Here is a 20,185-nt window from a genome sequence, read left to right on the forward strand (position 1 = left end):
ATGACAGGATCTCTTACCTGAATAGCGCGGATCCGGGAGAGTTATCCGGATATGGCCCTGTCGGACGCAGGGCTGAGAGAAAACGCCTCCCTCTCTCGGGAATTGTGACTATTTAGCCTCCGGCCCACAGCAGCCTGCGGCCCTTGCGCGTCAGCACGCCGAGCGGCAGGCCCTGGCACCATAACCCGGCATAGGCCCCGTGGCCCGCGCCTTCCAGACTGCGGCCCGACAGGAGCGCACGCACCTCGGCCGGGTCGTCCAGGCGCATGACCTCGCCGTCCTCGCGCAGCATGGTGCGCAGCCGGGCCTGCGGCCGCAGGGTCTTGCCGGCCAGCTTACCAAGCAAATAGCCCTGCCAGCGCAGGCTGGCTGGCAAATCCAGGGCCTGTTCGGGCAGGAAGAAGACCTTGCCGCCGAAATCATAGATCCTGCCCGGCGGCAGAAGGGACCAGTCGAAGACGTCGGCCAGGCCAAGGCTCGCCGGACGCAACTCGCTGCCGGGCAGCCGCGCTCGCCTTTCGTCCCCGGAGCCTTCCGACTCATCGGTCTCGCCGGCCTCGCCGGATGAACCCGGCTTTTCCAGGCAGGCCAGGAAAAATCCCTGCGCCCCGGACGCGACCTGATCCACGCGCAGCACGCCGGCCAACCCGCCCAGGGCAGGTTCGAAAGAGAAACCAGCCGGCGGGTCCAGGGGCCGGATTTCCAGCCCAAGCTCCTGTGCAGCCCAGGCGGCCTGCTCTTCGTTCTCGCGCACATTGGTCGTGCAGGTGGAATAGAGCACGCGCCCGCCCGGAGCGACAAGCTCGGCGGCCGTGCGCAGCAGCTCGCGCTGCAGGCGCACCAGCGGCTCGACCTTGTCCGGGCTCCACAGGGTCATGACCTGCGGATTCTTGTCCACGGTGCCCCAGCCGCTGCACGGCGGATCGAGCTGGATGCACTTCCATGACCTGGCCGCCAAAGGCAGCCGCTCGCCGCTGTAAGTGCACGTCGCGGCCTGCAGGAGGTTCATGCGCCGCAGGTTCTGGCGCAGGGTCTCCAGCCGGTCGCGACTCGGCTCGTTGCCGAGCACGAAGCCGCCCTGCCCCACGAGCTGGGCCAAAAGCCCGGTTTTGCTGCCGGGACTGGCGCACATGTCCAGCACGGCCGCGCCTTCGGGCGGGTTCAGCAACAGCGGCGGAAGCATGGACGAGCGGTCCTGGATGTACACATAGCCGAAAAAGGCTGCCAGGGACTCGCCCAAGGCAAAGGGCTCGACCGTCAGGCGGCGACAGATGGAGGGCGCGAAGGGCTCGGGCTCGAAGGCGAAGCCTTCGGCGCGCAGGAGGGCCTCCACCAGGGGAATGCGCTGAGCGGGCGCGACGATACGGAATGAACGCATGGGCCGTATGTAACGCGTTTGCAAGCCGGAGGAAAGGCATCTGGAGAGGAGCATAGGCGTTACGGCCGGTCGTTCCTCTCCAGACGTTGCTGGGCCGGGGCAGGACGCCCTAGCCCAGTTGTCCCGCGAGACGTTCCGCGGGTCAAGCAGAGCAGTTGTCGCCGTTCAGAAATGCAGCAGCATGTACTCAGAGTACAGGTTGTCCACCTCGTGCGGCGCGAACTCGAAAGGCTGGTCCTTGCAGGGCCTGTACAGGCGCGGCGCAGGCTTCGTCAGAGATAAGGGCACCGAAGGCAGGCCTATGAAGCGGCTGTCGGCGAGCACCAGGGCTGCGCGCATGCGCAGGCAGAGCTTGCGGGTGATCGAGTGGATGGCCCGGCCCACGAGGTCCGGGTTGCTCGCATGGTGCATGACGGCCACCGGGATGTTCTTGAGGCGCAAGCCTGGAGCCCGCTTGTAGCGCTTGGCGCAGACGATGTGGCAGGATTCGCCTTCGCTTTCGAGCAGGAAATGCCGGCAATCCAGGTTGCGGTGATCGTTCCAGTTGCGCAGGGCGTCGCCCGTGAGCCGCTCGGCCAGTTCGTTGTGTTCCGAAGTCACGCGCACGGACGGCTCGTGCAGGCTGCCGAAGGGCAGTGGAGGAATGGCGTAGTAGTGCTGGTCCACCTGCTTGTATCCGCTGCGCATGAACAGCTTGTAAACCTTCTCGCTGGGCGTCAGGCTGGTGAGCACGCAGGAATCCAACTCGGCCAGGCGGCGCATGAACAGCATAGAATACTTGCGGTAATCGGGAAGCACGATCCAGGAACTCAGGTTGCAGAAGTCGAACTCGCGGCCGCGAATGGAGCGGCGGCTGAAGATGCAACCCATGAAACCCACAGCTTTGTCATTGTCGCGTAGCAGAAAACCTACGTGGTCCACCGGAGAGTGAAATGGTGGACTAAAGATGGCCCGCCAATTCTCGCGGGGCAGGTTTGAGCCGGTAAAGCAGCGCAGCAGCGGGTAGACCTCGTCGAAGTCCTCCTGCATGGCGTTCCTGAGCGTGATTCTGGGCATGAGCGTCATGGCCGTCCTCGTCATTGCGCTACGATTCTTAGGCGTCCGTGCCCGTGCGGGCGGATTGGGCCGCGTCGGCGTACAGCATTTCGCGCACCATATCGGCCATCGCCTCGCCTTTCGTGTCCTGGAGCTTGCGCAGGCCCTCCTCTCGGGTCATGTTGCCCGCGCGCACGATGCCCGCGATCTCCAGGGCATACGGGTGAAAGCCGTAACGCCGCAGGTGCTCGCGGTTACCCAGGGCGTTGAGCAGGCAGTTGGTGGAGTTGGGGTCCGTATCCACGGGCTGTTGCCAGCCGAAATGGCCGATGAGCTCCTTGATACGCCCCTCGTCGTACTCCACGAAGGCCAACGGATGCACCTCGCGGGGCGGCTCGGCCGGCAGGCTTTCCAGGTCCGGAAAGTAGGCCGCCATGCCCGGCCCGGCCGCGGACACGAGGATGTCGCGGGTCTTGCCCATGGTGCTGCGCATGAGTTGTCTGTTGTGCTGGATGATGCAGCGGTCCCGTTGCGACTGGCCGGGCGACCAGCCGTAGGCCACGAAGGGGATGTGCATGTCCATGGCCGTCTTGAGCACCAGGGCCTTGACCACGGAGATGCACGATGTGCACACGCTGCTGGCCCGCAGCAGGGCCCTGGCCGGGTAGAGCTCACGCTCGAGGGAGCGCCGGAACAGGGCGCGCATGAGCGGCGGGCTGGGCCGCACGAGCATGTGGTCCACCCCCAAGCGGTCCAGCACGCGGCGCATGTTGTCCATGGCTCCGGGGGACATGAATCCGTTGTCCACGCTCAGGGCCAGCACGCGCAGCCCGAAGACCTGGCTCAACAGATGGACCGTGTAGGTGCTGTCCTTGCCTCCGCTGTAGGCCAGCAGCACGTCATGGCCCATGTCCCGGCCGCGGACCCTGCCGCGCGCCATGGCCAAGAATTCCTTGCGCCAATGGTCGCGCCGGCTCTTGTCTCGCTCCCTGTCCAATCCTTGGTCCGGGTTGCCGGACTCGCGTTCGCGGCAATACTGGCAGACACACTGCTCGTCGAAGCTGATGCCGGGTACGGTTTCCGGCAGCACGCAACGGGTGCAGTGGCGAATGCCCCCGATGATATTTCCAAAATCTCCCGCGCCCCTGGCGGCGGTTTCACCCGTGCGCATGTCCTGTCCCTGGTCCATGTGGTTCCTTCTTTTGCGTTCTTGGCTTTGGATTCAGGCTGCGGCTTTTTCGTGCTTGGTCGTGACGAAGCCGGTAAGGCGGTTCACGCTGTCCAGGTTCTCGGGGGTCAGGTCCTGGTCGCCCACGGAAATGGCAAACGTCTTTTCGAGCCAGGTGATCAACTCGAATACGCCCACGGAGTCGAGGATACCCTCCTCCATGAGCGATGCATCCGGGTCAAGGACACGACCACGGTCGAAGATGAAATTCTCGACCAGCTGGGTCGTGATGAGGGCCTTGACGTCGCTTACAGTCATCGCGCGCTCCTTGCAGGTGTAGTTCAGGCCATGGGGCCGTGGTTGTCGATGAAGCTCCAGTGCAGAGCCTGCGTGGACAGGATGGCCATGATGGCCATGTTCTCCATTTCCGCCAGCATGCCGCCGGTCCTGGCGTGTTTGTCCAGGAGCCCGGCCACCATGGCCGGGTCGAAATAACCCGCCCTCTCCAGGGCCGAGGGCGAGAGCAGTTCGCGGGCGCGGCCGTTCATGGGTGTGCCGAGCACGCTTTTGGCTGCCGGAGCACGGTAGGGCTGCTTGGGCCGGCGCACTATCTCCGAGGGCAGCAGGCCCGAGGCCGCGCGCTTGAGCAGGTCCTTCTCCCGCAATCCGGGCATCTTGAGCCGGGCCGGCAGGCGGTTGGCCAACTCGATGACATTGTGGTCCAGGAAAGGGAAGCGCCCTTCCACGGCGTTGGCCATGAGCATGCGGTCGCCCTGCGTGCTCAGCAGGTAGCCTGGCAGGAACAGGGCCGCCTCCAGGTACTGGGCCTTGGAGAGCGTGTCCCAACCGTGCATGTCCGCGGGCAGACCCAGGGCCAGTTGCTCCACGAGGTCGGCTAGGTCGCTCGGGCCGTGCCGCCCGGAACCGTTGTTCAGCTCGGCCTTGACCTGCGCCGAGAAAAAACGCTTGAGGGTCGATGTGTTGGCCCAGCGCAGCAGGTGCGAGTAGCAGGGTTCCGCCGTGCGCTCCAGGTCGCGGCCGAAGAATTGGCGCAGGAAGGCCGTGCCACGCTCGCGCGGCAGTTTCAGGTAAGGATACAGCCTGGTCAGCAGCAGAGGCCGCATAGGCGAATCCGGCCTGCGCGCCCAGAACTGCCGCACCTTGGCTTCCTTGAAGATGTTGTAGCCGGCCAGGAATTCGTCCGCGCCCTCGCCCGTGAGCACGACCTTGTAGCCGCTGTCGCGGGCCAGCCTGGACAGGCGGAAGAGCGGCGCGGGCGCGCTGCGCAGGGATGGCTTCTCGGCATTCCAGATCATGCGCAGGAAATCCTTGCGCAGGAGTGCGTCGTCCACGCTCACGCGGGCATGCTCCGAGCCGAGCCTGTCAGCCATTACGCGCTGGTGCGGCGACTCGTCGAAGTCCTTGTCCGCGAACTCCATGGAGAACGTCGCCCGGCGGGCCGAGGACAGGCCGAATACGCGCGCCGCCACATAGGACGAGTCCAGGCCGCCGCTCAGGTACACGCCCACGGGCACATCCGCGCGCAGGCGGATGCGCGTGGCCTCGCCAAGGGCTTCGCCCAGGGCCTGGGCGGCGTCTTCCGCCGTCCAGGCCCGGCTGTCGGGCGTGAAGTCCAAGCGCCAGTAGGGCTCCACGCGTAGCTTGCCATCCTCGACCAGGGCGAAGTGGGCGGGCGGCAATTCGCTTATACCTTCGAACATGGTGTACGGCGCCAGGGGCAGCCAGAAGGTCAGGAACTGATTCAGGGCCTGCAGATCCAGGCGTCTGGGCAGACCCTCGCGACCCAGCAGGGCCTTGGCCTCGGAGGCGAACAGCAGCCTGCCGCCGATCTGGGCGTAATGCAGGGGGCAGATGCCCACGCGGTCGCGGGCCAGGAATAGCCGCCGCCTGGGGCCATCCCACAGAGCCAGGGCGAACTGGCCGTTGAAGTCATGCAGGCAGTCCACGCCGCGCTCCTCGTAGGCGTGGACGATGACTTCCGTGTCCGTGCTGGTGGAGAACCTGTGGCCCTTGGCCTCCAGCTCGGCACGCAGTTCCGGGTAGTTGAAAATCTCGCCGTTGAAGACCACCTGGATGGAACCGTCTTCATTACCTATGGGCTGCGTGCCCGTGGACAGGTCGATGATGCTCAGGCGGGCATGGCCCAGGACGGCCGGCCCCATATGGCGGCAGCCGGCCTCGTCAGGGCCGCGATGGCGCATGGCCGCGACCATGGCTTCCACCTGAACGGCGGATTCCGCGGGCAGGGACTGGCCCAGCATATCCATGATTCCGGCAATAGCGCACACGGTTGTCCTCCCCCCTCCTCTAAAGAAGATACTCAATGCAATGACAGAATAGTGCTCGGAGCACTAAACGATATTATTGCTGCTTTCCCATTTTATAAGTGACGACTAGCTTTCGGGCTTTGGGCACGTTACGCCCGCGGCATGGCCTTCGCCGCCATGGAGAACTGCTTGGCTCGATCGGCGGGTTGGGACGCGACCGGTGTCTATGCCCGGCGGAATCGATGTGTGTGCGGGGATGCGCCGAGGCGCGAGGCCTCTCTTGGAGTGGGAGAGATGAAATCCAAGTCAATGCGAAACTGAATGCGGAACGTGCAATGATGCAGTTGCATTATTGCATCATACGGCAGCCGACTGTCCTGGCGCGGTTCATGATGTCCCGCGCCGGACAGGGAGCAGAGCCAAAGAGACAGGCTCCCGGCGCAAGCGTGGCCGCTTGCGCCCAGAGGTCATTCCTCGTCCAAGACGGACAGATCGCCGGGATCCACGCCCAGTTCCTGGGCGCGCAGCACGCGGCGCAGAATCTTGCCCGCCTTGGTGCGCGGCAGGGACTCCACGAAAGCCACCGACTTGAGCACCACCACGGGTCCCAGCTCGCGCCGGACCATGGCCTTGAGTTCGCGCACCAGGTCCTCGCCCAGTTCGCGACCCTCGGACAGGACGACAAAGGCTTTGGCGACCTCGCCCTTGATCTTGTCCGGCACGCCCACAACCGCGGCTTCCGCCACGGCCTTGTGTACGCAGAGGGCCGACTCGATCTCGGCCGTGCCGATGTTGTGCCCGGCGATGTTGATGACCTCGTCGGCCCGGCCCTGAATCCAGAAATAGCCGTCCTCGTCCTTGCGCGCCACGTCGCCCGTGACGTACACGCCCGGAATCTTTTCCCAATAGGCCTGGGCGTAGCCTTTGGGATCGTTCCACAAAGTCTGGAGCATGCCGGGCCACGGCTTGGTCAGCACCAGGAAGCCGCCTTTGCCGGGCGGCACGGGCTGGCCCTGGCGGTCGACCACTTCGGCCTCCACGCCGGGCAGCGGCTTGTTCACCGAGCCGGGCTTGAGCACGGACACGGGCAAGGGCGAGAGCATGCACATGCCCGTCTCGGTCTGCCACCAAGTATCCATAAGCGGGCACTCGCCGCGGCCGATATGCCGGTGGAACCAGACCCAGGCTTCCGGATTCAGTGGCTCGCCCACGCTGCCAAGCATGCGCAGCGACGAAATGTCGTGCTGCCTGGGGAACTGGCTGCCGTAGCGCATGAGCATGCGGATGAGCGTGGGCGTGGTGTACAGCGCCGTGACGCCGTAGCGGGCCACAATCGACCATAGGCGGTCGGCCTGCGGGTACAGGGGGTGCCCCTCGTACATGAGCGTGGTGGTGCCGCACAGCAGCGGCGCGTAGACCACGTAGCTGTGGCCCGTGATCCAGCCCGCGTCGGCCGTGCACCAGAAGATGTCCGTGGGCTTGATGTCGAAAATCCAGTTCATGGTGCGGGCCACGCCGACCATGTAGCCGCCGTGGGTGTGCACGATGCCCTTGGCCCGGCCCGAGGTGCCCGATGTGTGCAAAAGGAACAGCGGGTCCGTGGCCTCCATGACCTCAGTGCGCGTTTCCGGGGCTTCGGAGCGCACCAGGTCCTCGTACCAGATGTCCCGCGCCGAGACCATGTCCACGTCCACGCCGGCCCGATGCACCACGACCACCGTGTCCACACAGTCGGCGCAGGCGCTGTTCAGGGCCTCGTCCACGATGGCCTTCTGGTTGATGACCTTGCCGTTGCGGTAGAAACCGTCGGCCGTGACCACCACGCGGGCCTGGCTGTCGCAGATGCGCTCGCTTAGGGCCTTGGCCGAGAAGCCGCCGAACACGCACACGTGTACGGCCCCGATCTTGGCCGTGGCCAGCATGGCGATGAGCGTCTCGGGCAATAGCGGCATGAACACGGCCACGCGGTCGCCCTTGCGCACGCCCAGGGAGCGCAGCGCGCCGGCGAAGCGGTTCACGGCCCGGTAGAGTTCGAAATAGGTGAACTTGCGGCTATCGCCCGGCTCGCCCTCCCAAATGAGGGCCAGCTTGTTGCGGTTCACCGTGCGGATATGCCTATCCAGGGCGTTGTGAACGATATTGCACTGACCGCCGGGGAACCAGCGGTAAAAGGGCGGGTTGTCGCTGTCGAGCACTTGGTCCCATTTGCGGAACCATTCGAGCTCCAAGGCGGCCTCTTCCCAGTAGGCAAGTGGATCCTCTTGGGCCAGCCGGTAGGCGCCGGTTACCTCTTGAGGGTTCACGTTGGCCTCGATGATGGTCTGAGGCAGGGGCCTGAAGACCCGTACTTCGTTCAGCAATACGTCCAGGGCGCCGGTGTCGTCCATGTGCTCCTCCTTCCTCCGCGCGCCGGCGGCTGGCGGAAGAGGTCGCTTGGCAAAGGGCGGTGGCCCGTATGCGTCCTAATCAGGCGTATGCCCGTTTTCCTATTGCGGGACAGCATGTTTTCGACCAAAGGCGTCTGCCGGCTGGTGAGCGGCAGGGCTGCAATCCCCGCAATCCCTACAATCCCAATATCTGCTTGAGCTCCCCTATGCGCCGACGGCTCACGGGCAACTCTATGCGCGTCTTACCCGCGGTGCGCAACATGAAGTTGGAGCCGGGCATGGAGGATATCTCGGTGACCATATCCAGGTTGACCAGGTACTTCCGGTGCACGCGAAAGAAACGGTACGGCTTGAGCCTGTCCTCCAGGTTCTTGAGCCTGTAGGAGGTCAGGTACTTCTGGCTGGCCGTGTGCACGTAGGAGTAGTCCTCGTAGGCCTCCACGAACACGATCTGATCAAAGGGCAGCAGCACCATCCTGCCGTCCTGATTGATGGCCAGCTTTTCGATTTCGGGCGGCTTGCCGCGTTGGGAATAGTCCCAGGCCTGGCGCAAGGCAGACAGGAAGCGGTCCTCGTCTTCCTCGCCCATGGGCACCTGCACCATGGACTCCTCTTCCGACCCGCCGCCGTAATCCCGCTCCGGGATCAGGGACGGCCTAGGCGCCTGCATGAACCCGGAACGCAACTGGCGCAGGCGGTCCACGGTGCGAGACAGACGCTCGCGGCCCGCGGGCCAGATAAGATAGTCCAGAGCCTCCAACTCGAAAGCCTTATAGGCTTTCGACTCGTCCGAAGCGATGAACACCAAGGCGGGACGGGACTTGCGCCCCATGAGCATCTGAGCCAGCTCCAGACCGCTTACCTCGCCAGGCAATTCCAGGCCCAGAAAAATCACGCCATAGGGAATATGCTCCAGAAGTTCCATTGCCTCGTAAGCGGTAATGGCTTCTCCCAGAATTCGCATAAAATCCAAATGGCTTAAGCTGTCCCGCAAGCCGCTTCTGACCGCAGGATCTCCATGAAGAAGGAGCGCCCGGAGCTTGTTCATTCAAGTACCAAACCTTGGGTAAGCCCATCAGTACTGTGCGCACAGCACCGATGCTGCTACTTTTAATTCCTTAGATCGAAAAGATTGCCAGGGCAAGCACGCGAAACGCGAAGCATGTATTAGGAAAAGCTATCGCCTGCATATGGTTTACTTAGGACTTTGTTAAAAAAAGGATAAGCACGAAAAATTGACATGAAGTACCATTGACAATAAACACATCAAGTTATCAGAAGTCAAAGAAGGGGTCTATATAACACGCTTTTAACCTTTGGTAAGGGGGCTTTATGACGTTAGCGCCTAAACCGCTGCCGGACGCAATCAAGGAGCGGCTGGCCAAGTTCGACTTGAACGCCTGCTTTACGTGCGGGACGTGCTCCAGCGGTTGCCCCATCACCGGTACGCCGGGAATGGAAGGCTGGGACACACGCAAGGCCTTGCGCATGATTGCCTACGGCATGATTGACGAGGTCGTCGATTCTGATTGGCCATGGGTCTGTACCGGCTGCGGCCGTTGCGCCTACGCCTGTCCACAGGGCATCGATATCGTGCCCATCTTCGGCTACATGAAGCACCTGCGCGAGCGCTCCAAAGTGCCCGGCGTGCTGAACAAGGGCGTGGATCGCGTCATTGAAACCGGCAACAACATGGGCATCGCCAAGGACGACTACCTGATGTCCATGGCCGATGTGGGCAACGAGTTGGCCGAGGAGGAATGCCCCGGCTTCTACGTGCCCGTGGACAAGGAAGGCGCGAGCGTCCTGTTCTTCCCCAACTCCAAGGAAGTCTACGGCGACTTCGAGGACCAGAAGTGGTGGTGGAAGATCTTCTACGCCGCCAAGGAAAACTGGACCATTCCCTCGGAAAACTGGGAAGCCGTCGACTGGGGTCTGTTCACCGGCAACTACGAGGCCACCAAGACCCTGGCACAGCGCAAGATGGACCTGAACCGCAAGCTCAAGGTCGGCACAATGATCATGCCCGACTGCGGCGGCGGATCATACGGCTGCCGTAGCGGCATGAAGTCCTGCGCCCTTGAGGACGCGAGCAACACCGTCAACTACGTCTATCTCTATGACTACCTGAAGAAACTCATCGAGCAAGGCCGCGTCAAGCTCGACAAGAGCCGCTGGGAAGGCAAGACCTTCGCTTTCCATGACTCCTGCAAGCATGGCCGCGAGCTGGAAAAGCATTTTGGGGATGCCTACTACGAAGAAGCCCGCTGGATCATCGACCAGTGCGTGGGCAAGCGGGTCGAGTTCTACCCCAACCGCGGCAACAACTACTGCTGCGGCGCCGGCGGCGGCAACTGGCCCGGCCCCTACGAGAAGCATTCCGCCTACCATGGCCGCTTCAAGGTCCAGCAGATCAAGGATTCCGGCGCGGATATCGTCGTGGTCGGCTGTTCCAACTGCCGCGACCAGATCTCGCGCAGACTGCCCAAGTACTACCCCGAGGATTGCAAGTACGAGGTCAAGTACATCTGGCAGCTCGTGGCCGAGTCCCTGGTCATGGAGCCCTGGAGCGAAGAAGAAGTCGAGAAGGCCCAGGCCGAGGCTGCCGCCCAGTGGGAGCGCCTTGGTGTGGATCTGGACGCTGGTTACTAGGCGAGAGCCTGAAGATACGATGGAGCTTCACCTGTCCTACGTTTAACTAAACCTGCAAGGGAGGTTTAGGTCTATGACCAAAGTAGGTTCCGTGATGGTCGTTGGCGGCGGTATCGCCGGCATCCAGACCGCCCTGGACCTCGCCGATTCGGGCTACTATGTCTACATGGTAGAAAAAGGCCCGAGCATCGGCGGAGTCATGGCGCAACTGGATAAGACCTTCCCGACCAATGACTGCGCGATGTGAATAGTCTCGCCAAAATTGGTCGAGTGCGGTCGGCACTTGAATATCGAGCTTTTGACCATGTCCGAGGTTGTTGGCGTATCCGGCGATGCCGGGAACTTCACTGTGAAGGTCCGGCAGAAGCCCCGCTACGTCGAGATGGACAAATGTATCGCCTGCGGCCTGTGCGCGGAAAAATGTCCCAAGAAAGTCTCCAACGAGTACAACGCGGGTCTCGACACCCGCAAGGCGGCTTACATCGAGTACGGCCAAGCCGTGCCCCTCAAGTACGTCATTGACGCCGAAAACTGCATCTACCTCAAGTCCGGAAAGTGTCGCGCCTGTGAAAAGTTCTGCCCCACAGGAGCGATCAACTTCGAGGACAAGGAAAAGACCATCGACCTGAACGTCGGCGCGGTCATCGCCGCTCCCGGCTTCAAGCCCTACGATCCCACCAGCGTGGACTTCTTCGGCCATGACCGCAAGAACGTCCCCGACTGTGTGACCAGCCTCGAATACGAGCGGCTTCTGTCCGCCAGCGGCCCGTGCATGGGCCACCTCGTGCGCCCCTCGGACCACAAGGAACCCCAGAAGATCGCCTGGCTGCAGTGCGTCGGCTCGCGCAACACGAGCAAGTGCGACAATGGCTTCTGTTCGAGCGTGTGCTGTATGTACGCCATCAAGCAGGCCATGGTCACCGCGGACCATACCGCCGGAGAGCTGGACCAGACCATCTACTACATGGACATCCGCTCCCACGGTAAGGAGTTCGAGAAGTACTACGAGGACGCCAAGAAAAAGGGCATCAAGTTCGTGCGCGCCCGGCCACACACGGTCATGCCCGGCGAAGGCGGCAAGGGCGTGCGCATCCGCTACGCCAGCGAGGACGGCAGGGAGATCTACGAAGACTACGACCTGTTCGTGCTGTCCATCGGCCTTGAGGCCCCCACGAGCGCCGAAGCGCTGTCCAAGACCCTGGGCATCAAGACCGACAAGTACAACTTCGCCCTGACCGGCAGCTTCGCGCCCGTGTCGGCCAGCAGGCCCGGCATCTTCGTGTCCGGCGCCTTCCAGGGCCCCAAGGACATCCCGCAGTCCGTGACCGAGGCCTCCAGCGCCGCCGCCATGGCCGCGGCAACCCTGGTCGAAGCCAAGGGCACGCTGACCAAGGCCAAGACCTACCCGCCCGAGATGAGCGTGGCCGGCCAGGCTCCGCGCATCGGCGTGTTCGTCTGCTCCTGCGGCATCAACATCGCAGGCACCGTGGACGTGAAGAAGGTCATGGAATACGCCAAGAGCTTGCCGAACGTGGCGTTCGTCGAGAACAACCTGTTCACCTGCTCGGCCGACACCCAGGACCTCATCAGCGCCAAGATCAAGGAACATAAGCTGAACCGCGTGGTGGTGGCCGCCTGCACACCCAGGACTCACGAGCCCCTGTTCCAGGACACCATGGCCAGCACGGGTCTCAACAAGTACCTGTTCGAGATGGCTAACATCCGCAACCAGAACAGCTGGGTGCACCAGAACGAGCCCGAAAAGGCCACTCAGAAGGCCATGGACCAGGTGCGCATGGCCGTGGCCAAGGCCCAGTACCTCGAGCCGCTGGACAAGATCAGCGTCAACGTCATCCAGAAGGCCCTGGTCATCGGCGGCGGCATCTCCGGCATGACCTCGGCGCTCGGCTTGGCCAACCAGGGCTATCCCGTGACCCTGATTGAGAAGGGCGACCAGCTCGGCGGCAACGCCTGGGCCCTGTCGCACACCTGGAAGGGCGAGGAGATCAAGCCCTTCGTCGAGGGCCTCATCAAGCAGGTCGAGGGCCACAAGAACATCAAGGTCTACAAGAAGGCTCAGCTCAAGAGCGCCACGGGCTCCGTGGGCAGCTTCACGAGCAAGATCGACGCCGGCGGCCAGGAGCTGGCCCTCAACTACGGCGTAGCCGTGGTGGCCACGGGCGCCAAAGAATACAAGCCCAAGGAGTACCTCTACGGCCAGGACAAGCGCGTTCTTACGCACCTGGACTTCGAGGCCCTGCTCAAGAGCAACCCCGGCGCGATGAAGAACGCGAAGAACGTGGCCTTCATCCAGTGTGTCGGCTCCCGCGACGACGAGCGGCCCTACTGCTCGCGCGTGTGCTGCTCGCACTCGGTCGAGGCGGCCCTGAGCATCAAGAAGATCAATCCGAACGCTGGCGTGTTCGTGTTCAACCGCGACATCCGCACCTACGGCCACCGCGAGGACATCTACCGCGAGTCCCGCGAGAAGGGCGTCATGTACGTGCGCTACGAGCCAGAGGCCAAGCCCAAGGTCTACACCGAAGGCAGCGCCCTGTTCATCGAGGGCTATGACCCGATCCTGCAGGACAGCGTCAAGATCCCGGTGGACTACGTGGTGCTCGCTTCTGCCATCGTGCCGCACAAGGACGACTCGCTGTCCAAGCTCTACAAGTGCTCGGTCGGCGCCGACGGCTTCCTCACCGAGGCCCATCCCAAGCTGAAGCCTGTTGACCTCTCGGTCGACGGCCTGTTCGTGGCCGGCCTGTGCCACTACCCGAAGCCTGTGGACGAGGCCATCGGCCAAGCCCAGGCAGCGGTCTCCAGGGCGAGCACCATTCTCTCCCAGGCGACCATGACGCTCGACTCCATCAAGAGCTATCGCACCGACAACTGCGACGGCTGCGCGCTCTGCGTCGACGTATGCCCCTATCTGGCCATCAGTCTCGAGGACTACCAGAAGGACGGGTACACCTACAGGCGCATCAAGACCGAGCAGGCCCTATGCAAGGGCTGCGGCCTGTGCGAGGCCACCTGCCCCAAGCAGGGCGTGTACGTGCACGGCTTCACCATGGACCAGATCAAGGCCCAGGTGGATGCCATGCTGGAAAGCGTATAGCCAACCCTTCAAGGAAGGAGTTTATCGGATATGGCTGACACTTACGAACCGGTCATCATCGGCTTCCTGTGCAACTGGTGCGCATATGCCGGCGGCGACCTCGCGGGCGTCTCGCGCCTGCAGTACCCGCCCAACATGCGCGCCATCCGGGTCATGTGCTCCGGCATGGTGCATCCGAACCTGGTGGTGCATGCGCTCCAAAAAGGCGCCGACGGCGTCATGGTGCTTGGCTGACACCTGGGTGAATGTCATTACCTGGATGGTAATCACAAGGCACTGGCTAGGGCTGAAGGCGCGAAACTCGTTCTCGCCGACCTGGGCATTGATCCCGAGCGTTTCATGATCGAATGGTGCTCCTCCGCCGAGGCGCCCCGGTTCGCTGAACTGGTGACCTCGTTCACGGACAAGATCAGGAAGCTCGGCCCCAATCCTCTGAAGGCCAAGCAAGCGGTAACCGCGTAACCGAACCCGGAGGGTGGGCCTCGGCTTCCGCCCTCCGGCTCCGCGAATACGGAGGAATACATGGTCAAAGTAGCAGAGGAATGGTTGAATTCATGCTCGGGGTGCGAGATCGCCATCCTCAATATCGGGGATGCCCTGGTCGATCTGCTGCCTTCGCTTGAGTTCGTGCACATTCCCGTTCTTATCGACAAAAAGTATTACGGCCAGACCGGCGAGGGGAAGCATCTCGAAATCCCCAAGGCCGTTGTCGGCATCGTTTCCGGCGGCGTGAAGAACAGCGAGCACCTCGAGGTGCTCCATAAGATGCGCGAGTCCTGCGACATCCTTATCGCGCTGGGCACCTGCGCCACGGACGGCGGCCTGCCGGCCCTGGCCAACATGTACACCAACGACGAAATCCGCGAGTTCTCCTACCACGACTCTCCCACGACCGTGGACAAGGGCGTGCGGCCCAACCCGGACAAGTTCCATATCCCGCACATGCTCGAGCACTGCACGGCGCTGGACGAGCACGTCAAGGTGGACATCAAGATCCCCGGCTGCCCGCCGCATCCCGAGTGGATCGCCGGCGCGGTGTTGGCGCTGCTGGACGGCAAGACCGAGTTCAAGCTGCCCGAGCGCAGCGTGTGCGACGTCTGCCCCACCAAGCGCGAGCGCAAGAAATCCGATACCGGCGTCCTGAAGCGCATGCTGGAGACCCCGGAGTACGATCCGGAGAAGCCCGTGAGCGATATGCGCTGTTTGCTGGAGCAGGGCTTCATGTGCCTTGGTCCGGTGACCAGGGCCGGCTGCGGCGGCATGCAGGCGCGCACTCCGCGCTGCATCTCTGCCCGCGTGCCCTGTCGCGGCTGCTACGGCCCCGTGCGCGAGTCGGCCCTGCCGCTCATCGATTACGTGAGCGCCCTGGCCTCCGTCGGCTATGACCCGGCCAAGATGCCCGATCGTCGCGGCTTCCTGGCAAGGTTCTCCGGCGGCCACGGCGTGCTCAAGAAGATCTAGGCTTCGGTAGGAGGAAGCACACATGGCAGCTAGCCCCAATGTCGCTAAGACTCTCAATATCGCGCCCGTGACGCGTATCGAGGGACACGCCGGCATCGAGATCATGCTCGATGACGCAGGCAACGTGGCCGATGCTCGGCTCAACGTCATGTCCCTGAGAGGGTTCGAGAAATTCGTGGTCGGGCGTCCCATCGAGGAAGTGCCCCGTATCGTCAACCGCATCTGCGGCATCTGCCCCTGGAACCACCACCTGGCCTCCATGAAGGCCGTGGACGGTTGCCTTGGGCTGACCCCGCCGCCAACCGGTCGCAAGCTCCGGGAATTCTGCCAGATGCTGGCCTACATCCCGGACAAGATCCTGCACTTCTACTTCCTGGCCGCCCCGGACTTCGTCCTGGGTCCTGACGCCGACGTGGCAGTGCGCAACGTGGTCGGTATCGTGGGCGCCGCCCCCGAGCTGGCCAAGCAAGTCGTGCACATGCGCTACAAGACCCAGATGGCGCTTGAAAAGTTTGCCGGCAAGGTCATCCATCCGATGGCCGCTGTGGCCGGCGGCTTCTCCAAGCCCATGCTGGAGGAGGAGCGCAAGGAACTGCTCGAGGTGATTAAGGAGGCCAAGGAATTCGGCCTGTTCACCATCAAGTTCGCGCGCGAGAACGTCTTCCCCAAGTACCTGGAAGCGGTGAAGACCGTGGGCGTGTTCGAATCCGGCTACATCGGCACCGTGGTTCCCGAGACCGGCGCCCTGGAGCTGTATGACGGCGAACTGCGCCTCATGGACAGGGACGGCAGCTACGACCAGTTCAAGTACTCGGAATACGGCAATTACATTGCCGAGCACACCGAGGACTGGTCCTATCTCAAGTTCCCGTACATCAAGAAGCACGGCGGCATTAAGCTGGACGAGACCGACGCCAAGGGCGTCTATCGCTCCAACTGCCTGGCGCGCATCAACGTCTGCGACCAGATGCGCACCCCGCTGGCTCAGAAGGAGCTGGAGATATTCCGCAAGGAGTTCGGCCGTCCCGCGCACCTTACCCTGCTCTACCATTGGGCGCGGCTCATCGAGCTCGTGCAGTGCTGCGAGCGGGCCGAGGAGCTGCTGAACGATCCCGAGATCACCGGCCGCGACATCCGGGCCAAGAACATCGTGCCCAAGGCCGGCGAAGGCGTGGGCTGCGTCGAGGCCCCGCGCGGCACGCTCATCCACCACTACAAGAGCGATGAGAACGGCATGTGCACCTTCGCCAACCTCATCGTCGGCACCACGCACAACAACGCGGGCATGAACCTGTCCGTGAAGCAGGCAGCCAAGGCGCTCATCAAGAACGGCAAGTACGACCAGGGCATCCTGAATACGGTCGAACTCGCTGTCCGCGCCTACGACCCGTGAATGAGCTGCGCTACCCACCGCCTGGATGGCGGCGTCGCTGTGCAGCTCAAGATCATCGACTCCGAAGGCAAGGTCATCGAGACCATGCAGAAGTAGTCGATCAGTCGAGAGCATGACAAAGGCCGCTCCCGCGAGGGGGCGGCCTTTCTTTTTGGGGCGAACGCGCCCCTGAATCCACGCAGTTCATGGCGGTTTGTTATAGGCGAGAAACGTCCGAGCGGGCGGCTTTCAGGTGCGCTATGAACTCGATTCGTCCAGCTTGAGCAGGTCTCCGGCCTCGGCGCTGCTGACGAGCAGCACGGCGCAGCGCATCTCGGCCAGGAACTCGTCGATGGAGTGGGCGGCTCGCTCGAAGTCGTCCTCCTCGGGCAGGCGCAGGCCGACCAGCAGGAGGCTCGCGCCCGCGGTGGCCTGGCGTATCTGCTCCAGAAACGGCCGTCCCTCTTCCAGCACAAAGACCAGGGGCTCGGCTTGCAGATGCGCCGCGCGCAGCAGCCTGGACATATGCCGCCGCGCGCCTGGAATGCCGGCCTGGCCGCCCACGGGCCGGATGAGTCGCGTCTCCGCCTGCGCCCATTCGGGCGTGCGGCGCAGCAGATGGGAGGTCATGAGCTTGAGCTGCCCATTGTGCAGCCCGCCTGTCCACAGGATATCGATGCGGCGGCGCTGCCCGAAGCCGACTTGCAGGGGGACGTGCAGGAAGAGCACGGATTTCCGGAAGGCCAGCAGCGTGTGCGCCAGGCGGAGCTGTCCGGGGCGCTTTTCCGGGTGGTGACTCCAGCCCATGAGCGCGGCGTTGGGCTCCAGACCCGGCAGTCCGTAAGCCTGCATGACCGAGAGCACCCCCTGATCGAAGTCGGGCGCGATGATGGATTCGGTGAAGGCCACGGCATCGCGCTCGCCCAGAAAGCCGGCCAGATGTCGGCGTGAGGCCGCGCGCAAGCCTCGACCAGCCTTGTTTCCGAGCGAGTCGGCCAGCACGTGCACGAAGGTGGCCAGGCCGGACTTGCCGCAAAGCCAGGAGCCCAGGTCGAGCAGGTCGTCCCGGCACACGCCCGAAGGCCCGCTGAGAGCACATCCTTCACGAGCCGGATCTCCGGCATTGCCTGAGGACAGCTTGGTGAACACGGCGATGAAAGGCCGCCACGTGCGCGGTTGAGGCGCGTAGGCGCGCAACCGCAGCAAGGCGGCCCGCGCCAGGGAGAGCCAGATGCCCCCACGAATGTCGCCGAAGTCCTGGGCCAGGGAACGCCGCTTGAGCAGGAAATAGATGCCGAAACTAACCAGGATGGCCAGAACCGTGGCCGGCGGGTTGATGAGGAACATGGCCGCGTAGCAGGCCAAGGCTCCGGCCAGGCTCACGGACCAGTGCACGGCGATGCGCGGCCGAAAGCCGGGGCTGCTCACCAGCCGCTCCAGACCGGCCGTGAGGTTGAGCATACCAAAGGTGTTCAGAAAAAACATGGTGATGATCGGTGCCACCACGTTGACCCCGCCCAGCCAGGCCACGGAAGCCGCGAAAGCCGTGGTCATGAGCACGGCGGCGCGCGGCTCGCCGGCGCTTCCCAGGCGATTCGCCAGCCAGACGGGCACGATGTTGTCCTGGGCCAAGGCCATGAGCGTGCGCGGAGCGGTGAGCATGCTGCCCAGACCCGAGGACAGGGTGGCGGTCCAGATGCCCGCGACCACCAGCCAGGGCACGGCTGCCAGATTAACCATGACCAGACTGTCGGCGCGCAATATGGCCGGATCGGCCAGCAGGGACAGGCACACGGCCACGGCAAGGTAGACGGCCGCGCTCACGGCAATGGCGGTCAGGATGCCGCGCGGCAGGCTGCGGCCGGGGTTACGCAGGTCGCCGGACATGCTCGGGCCTGCAATCATGCCCGTGACGGCCGGGAAGAATATGGCGAAGGCCTGCCACAGGCTAACCCGCACGCCTTCGGACGCGGCAAGCTCCGGCCTTATCCATTCGCTCGTGGCCGCACCCAGGAAAAAGGACAGCAGCCCGGCAGCCAGCACGGCCATGATGACGTACAGGGCCTTGATGGCAACGCCGGCACCCATCCAAGCCAGCAGGCCGAAAAGCAACACGGTGGCGCTGGCCACCAAGCGGGCGTCGAGGCCCGGAAAAAGGCTGGCCAGGGATTCGGCGAAGCCGATGGTGTAGAAGGCCGTGCCCAGGGCCTGGGACAAGTACAGGGGCACGCCGATGGCCCCGCCGATTTGCAGACCCAGCGTGCGCGAGATCATATAGTAGGCCCCGCCCGCGCCCACATGCATGGTCGTGGCCACGGCGGACAGGGACAGGGCCGTGACCAGGGAGATTGCGTTGGCCACGACGATGATCAGCAGCGCATGGGCAAGCCCCACATGGCCCACGACCCAGCCGATGCGCAGGAAGAGCACGACTCCGAAGATGGTCAGGATGGTCGGTGTGAAAACCCCGGCGAAGGTGCCGAACTTGCGGGGCTGAGCTTTGCTGGCGGGATCTAGCTTGGGCATGGGGGCTTGGGCTCCTGCCCATCCTTAGCCGCTGCCTGGAAAAAAAGCCATGCTCAGGCCGGTTTTGTCGGGACCTCGTGATCGCGATGCGACACGAGACCATGAAAGAACCCTGCTATCTTAAGACTTTCATTACCTAATTGCGCGGGTCCAGGGGGGCGTTCCCCCTGGCAGGTGGAGTGTGAGGAGGGCAGCGCCCTCCTCACTGCCTTTTAATTCTTATCCCGTCCGTAGACGTCTTCCATACGCACGATGTCGTCCTCGCCAAGATAGCTGCCGGTCTGCACCTCGATGAGCTCGAGCGGGATCTTGCCCGGGTTGTTCAGCCGGTGCGTGGTGCCAAGCGGGATGTAGGTCGACTGGTCCTCGGAGAGCAGAAGCGTCTCGTCGCCTCTGGTGATCTTGGCCGTGCCGCGCACAACGATCCAGTGCTCGGCCCGGTGGTGGTGCATCTGCAAAGACAAGGTCGAGCCGGGATTGACCGTGATGCGCTTGACCTGAAAGCCCGAACCAAGATCAATGCCCTCGTAGGAGCCCCAGGGCCGATAGACCTTGCGGTGGATGGTCGCCTCGCTGCGCCCGGAGGCCTTGAGCGCGTCCACGATCTTTTTTACGTCCTGCACGCGGTCCTTGGCGGCCACGAGCACCGCGTCGGTGGTCTCGACGATGACCAGGTCGGAAACGCCCACCGTGGCCACCAGGCGGCCTTCGGCGCGCACGTAGGTGTCCTTGGTGTCATGCGTCAGGGCGTCTCCGGCCAGCACGTTGCCGCTTGCGTCCCGGCTGCCGATCTCCCACAG

The 20,185-nt window shown here is 63.5% G+C and carries 15 protein-coding genes; 6 read left to right on the forward strand and 9 right to left on the reverse strand.

The window, feature by feature from the left end; translation table 11 throughout:
• Nucleotides 1-112: 112 nt before the first annotated feature.
• From H585_RS0116975 to H585_RS0117005, 7 genes are all read right to left on the reverse strand, one after another.
• Complete coding sequence (locus H585_RS0116975) at nucleotides 113-1,378, reverse strand: RsmB/NOP family class I SAM-dependent RNA methyltransferase (RefSeq protein ID WP_027368697.1); 1,266 nt, start codon at nucleotides 1,376-1,378, stop codon at nucleotides 113-115.
• A gap of 165 nt (nucleotides 1,379-1,543) precedes the next feature.
• The gene (locus tag H585_RS0116980; protein WP_027368698.1) at nucleotides 1,544-2,443 is read right to left on the reverse strand and encodes a hypothetical protein; all 900 of its coding nucleotides are present in this window, start codon (nucleotides 2,441-2,443) and stop codon (nucleotides 1,544-1,546) included.
• Nucleotides 2,444-2,471: 28 nt separating this feature from the next.
• Nucleotides 2,472-3,602 (reverse strand): adenine nucleotide alpha hydrolase family protein, encoded by a 1,131-nt coding sequence (locus H585_RS0116985; RefSeq protein WP_014259521.1) that lies wholly within the window; start codon nucleotides 3,600-3,602, stop codon nucleotides 2,472-2,474.
• Nucleotides 3,603-3,635: 33 nt separating this feature from the next.
• The gene (locus tag H585_RS0116990; RefSeq protein ID WP_027368699.1) at nucleotides 3,636-3,899 is read right to left on the reverse strand and encodes an acyl carrier protein; all 264 of its coding nucleotides are present in this window, start codon (nucleotides 3,897-3,899) and stop codon (nucleotides 3,636-3,638) included.
• Nucleotides 3,900-3,922: 23 nt separating this feature from the next.
• Nucleotides 3,923-5,890, reverse strand: coding sequence for an asparagine synthase (glutamine-hydrolyzing) (asnB, locus tag H585_RS0116995; protein WP_027368700.1), 1,968 nt, complete (start codon nucleotides 5,888-5,890; stop codon nucleotides 3,923-3,925).
• A gap of 446 nt (nucleotides 5,891-6,336) precedes the next feature.
• Nucleotides 6,337-8,256 carry an acetate--CoA ligase gene (gene acs / locus H585_RS0117000; protein WP_027368701.1) on the reverse strand — a complete coding sequence of 640 codons (1,920 nt, stop codon included), beginning with the start codon at nucleotides 8,254-8,256 and terminating at the stop codon, nucleotides 6,337-6,339.
• 175 nt (nucleotides 8,257-8,431) lie between these two features.
• The gene (locus H585_RS0117005; RefSeq protein ID WP_014259517.1) at nucleotides 8,432-9,304 is read right to left on the reverse strand and encodes a LytR/AlgR family response regulator transcription factor; all 873 of its coding nucleotides are present in this window, start codon (nucleotides 9,302-9,304) and stop codon (nucleotides 8,432-8,434) included.
• Between the two features lie 284 nt (nucleotides 9,305-9,588).
• Between H585_RS0117005 and H585_RS0117010 the strand changes: the two genes are divergently transcribed.
• The 6 genes from H585_RS0117010 (at nucleotide 9,589) to H585_RS0117035 (ending at nucleotide 16,976) form a co-directional block, all read left to right on the forward strand.
• Nucleotides 9,589-10,908 (forward strand): (Fe-S)-binding protein, encoded by a 1,320-nt coding sequence (locus H585_RS0117010; RefSeq protein ID WP_014259516.1) that lies wholly within the window; start codon nucleotides 9,589-9,591, stop codon nucleotides 10,906-10,908.
• A 73-nt stretch (nucleotides 10,909-10,981) separates the two neighbouring features.
• Nucleotides 10,982-11,155 carry an FAD-dependent oxidoreductase gene (locus H585_RS24045; RefSeq protein WP_005989440.1) on the forward strand — a complete coding sequence of 58 codons (174 nt, stop codon included), beginning with the start codon at nucleotides 10,982-10,984 and terminating at the stop codon, nucleotides 11,153-11,155.
• A gap of 57 nt (nucleotides 11,156-11,212) precedes the next feature.
• Nucleotides 11,213-14,026, forward strand: coding sequence for an FAD-dependent oxidoreductase (locus H585_RS0117020; protein ID WP_027368702.1), 2,814 nt, complete (start codon nucleotides 11,213-11,215; stop codon nucleotides 14,024-14,026).
• 30 nt (nucleotides 14,027-14,056) lie between these two features.
• Nucleotides 14,057-14,488 (forward strand): hydrogenase iron-sulfur subunit, encoded by a 432-nt coding sequence (locus H585_RS23575; protein WP_014259514.1) that lies wholly within the window; start codon nucleotides 14,057-14,059, stop codon nucleotides 14,486-14,488.
• A gap of 60 nt (nucleotides 14,489-14,548) precedes the next feature.
• Nucleotides 14,549-15,487: an NADH-quinone oxidoreductase subunit B family protein gene (locus tag H585_RS0117030; protein ID WP_014259513.1), complete on the forward strand. Its 939-nt coding sequence runs from the start codon at nucleotides 14,549-14,551 to the stop codon at nucleotides 15,485-15,487.
• A 22-nt stretch (nucleotides 15,488-15,509) separates the two neighbouring features.
• Nucleotides 15,510-16,976 carry a Ni/Fe hydrogenase subunit alpha gene (locus H585_RS0117035; protein ID WP_014259512.1) on the forward strand — a complete coding sequence of 489 codons (1,467 nt, stop codon included), beginning with the start codon at nucleotides 15,510-15,512 and terminating at the stop codon, nucleotides 16,974-16,976.
• Nucleotides 16,977-17,117: 141 nt separating this feature from the next.
• Here the strand turns inward: H585_RS0117035 and H585_RS0117045 are convergent, their stop codons facing one another.
• On the reverse strand, nucleotides 17,118-19,385 hold the full coding sequence (locus tag H585_RS0117045; protein WP_027368704.1) for an APC family permease: 2,268 nt from the start codon (nucleotides 19,383-19,385) through the stop codon (nucleotides 17,118-17,120).
• A 212-nt stretch (nucleotides 19,386-19,597) separates the two neighbouring features.
• The coding region (locus tag H585_RS0117050) for a cupin domain-containing protein (protein ID WP_027368705.1) at nucleotides 19,598-20,185 on the reverse strand (588 nt) is incomplete at its 5' end.

This window comes from Desulfocurvibacter africanus subsp. africanus DSM 2603 (assembly GCF_000422545.1).
Classification (GTDB): Bacteria; Desulfobacterota; Desulfovibrionia; order Desulfovibrionales; family Desulfovibrionaceae; genus Desulfocurvibacter; species Desulfocurvibacter africanus.

Excerpts from the sequence above, each read along its gene's own strand:
- H585_RS0116975 (WP_027368697.1), bottom strand. The coding sequence starts at position 1,378 with ATGCGTTCATTCCGTATCGTCGCGCCCGCTCAGCGCATTCCCCTGGTG.
- H585_RS0116980 (WP_027368698.1), bottom strand. The coding sequence starts at position 2,443 with ATGACGCTCATGCCCAGAATCACGCTCAGGAACGCCATGCAGGAGGAC.
- H585_RS0116985 (WP_014259521.1), bottom strand. The coding sequence starts at position 3,602 with ATGGACCAGGGACAGGACATGCGCACGGGTGAAACCGCCGCCAGGGGC.
- H585_RS0116990 (WP_027368699.1), bottom strand. The coding sequence starts at position 3,899 with ATGACTGTAAGCGACGTCAAGGCCCTCATCACGACCCAGCTGGTCGAG.
- acs (WP_027368701.1), bottom strand. The coding sequence starts at position 8,256 with ATGGACGACACCGGCGCCCTGGACGTATTGCTGAACGAAGTACGGGTC.
- H585_RS0117005 (WP_014259517.1), bottom strand. The coding sequence starts at position 9,304 with ATGAACAAGCTCCGGGCGCTCCTTCTTCATGGAGATCCTGCGGTCAGA.
- H585_RS0117010 (WP_014259516.1), top strand. The coding sequence starts at position 9,589 with ATGACGTTAGCGCCTAAACCGCTGCCGGACGCAATCAAGGAGCGGCTG.
- H585_RS24045 (WP_005989440.1), top strand. The coding sequence starts at position 10,982 with ATGACCAAAGTAGGTTCCGTGATGGTCGTTGGCGGCGGTATCGCCGGC.
- H585_RS0117020 (WP_027368702.1), top strand. The coding sequence starts at position 11,213 with ATGTCCGAGGTTGTTGGCGTATCCGGCGATGCCGGGAACTTCACTGTG.
- H585_RS0117030 (WP_014259513.1), top strand. The coding sequence starts at position 14,549 with ATGGTCAAAGTAGCAGAGGAATGGTTGAATTCATGCTCGGGGTGCGAG.
- H585_RS0117045 (WP_027368704.1), bottom strand. The coding sequence starts at position 19,385 with ATGCCCAAGCTAGATCCCGCCAGCAAAGCTCAGCCCCGCAAGTTCGGC.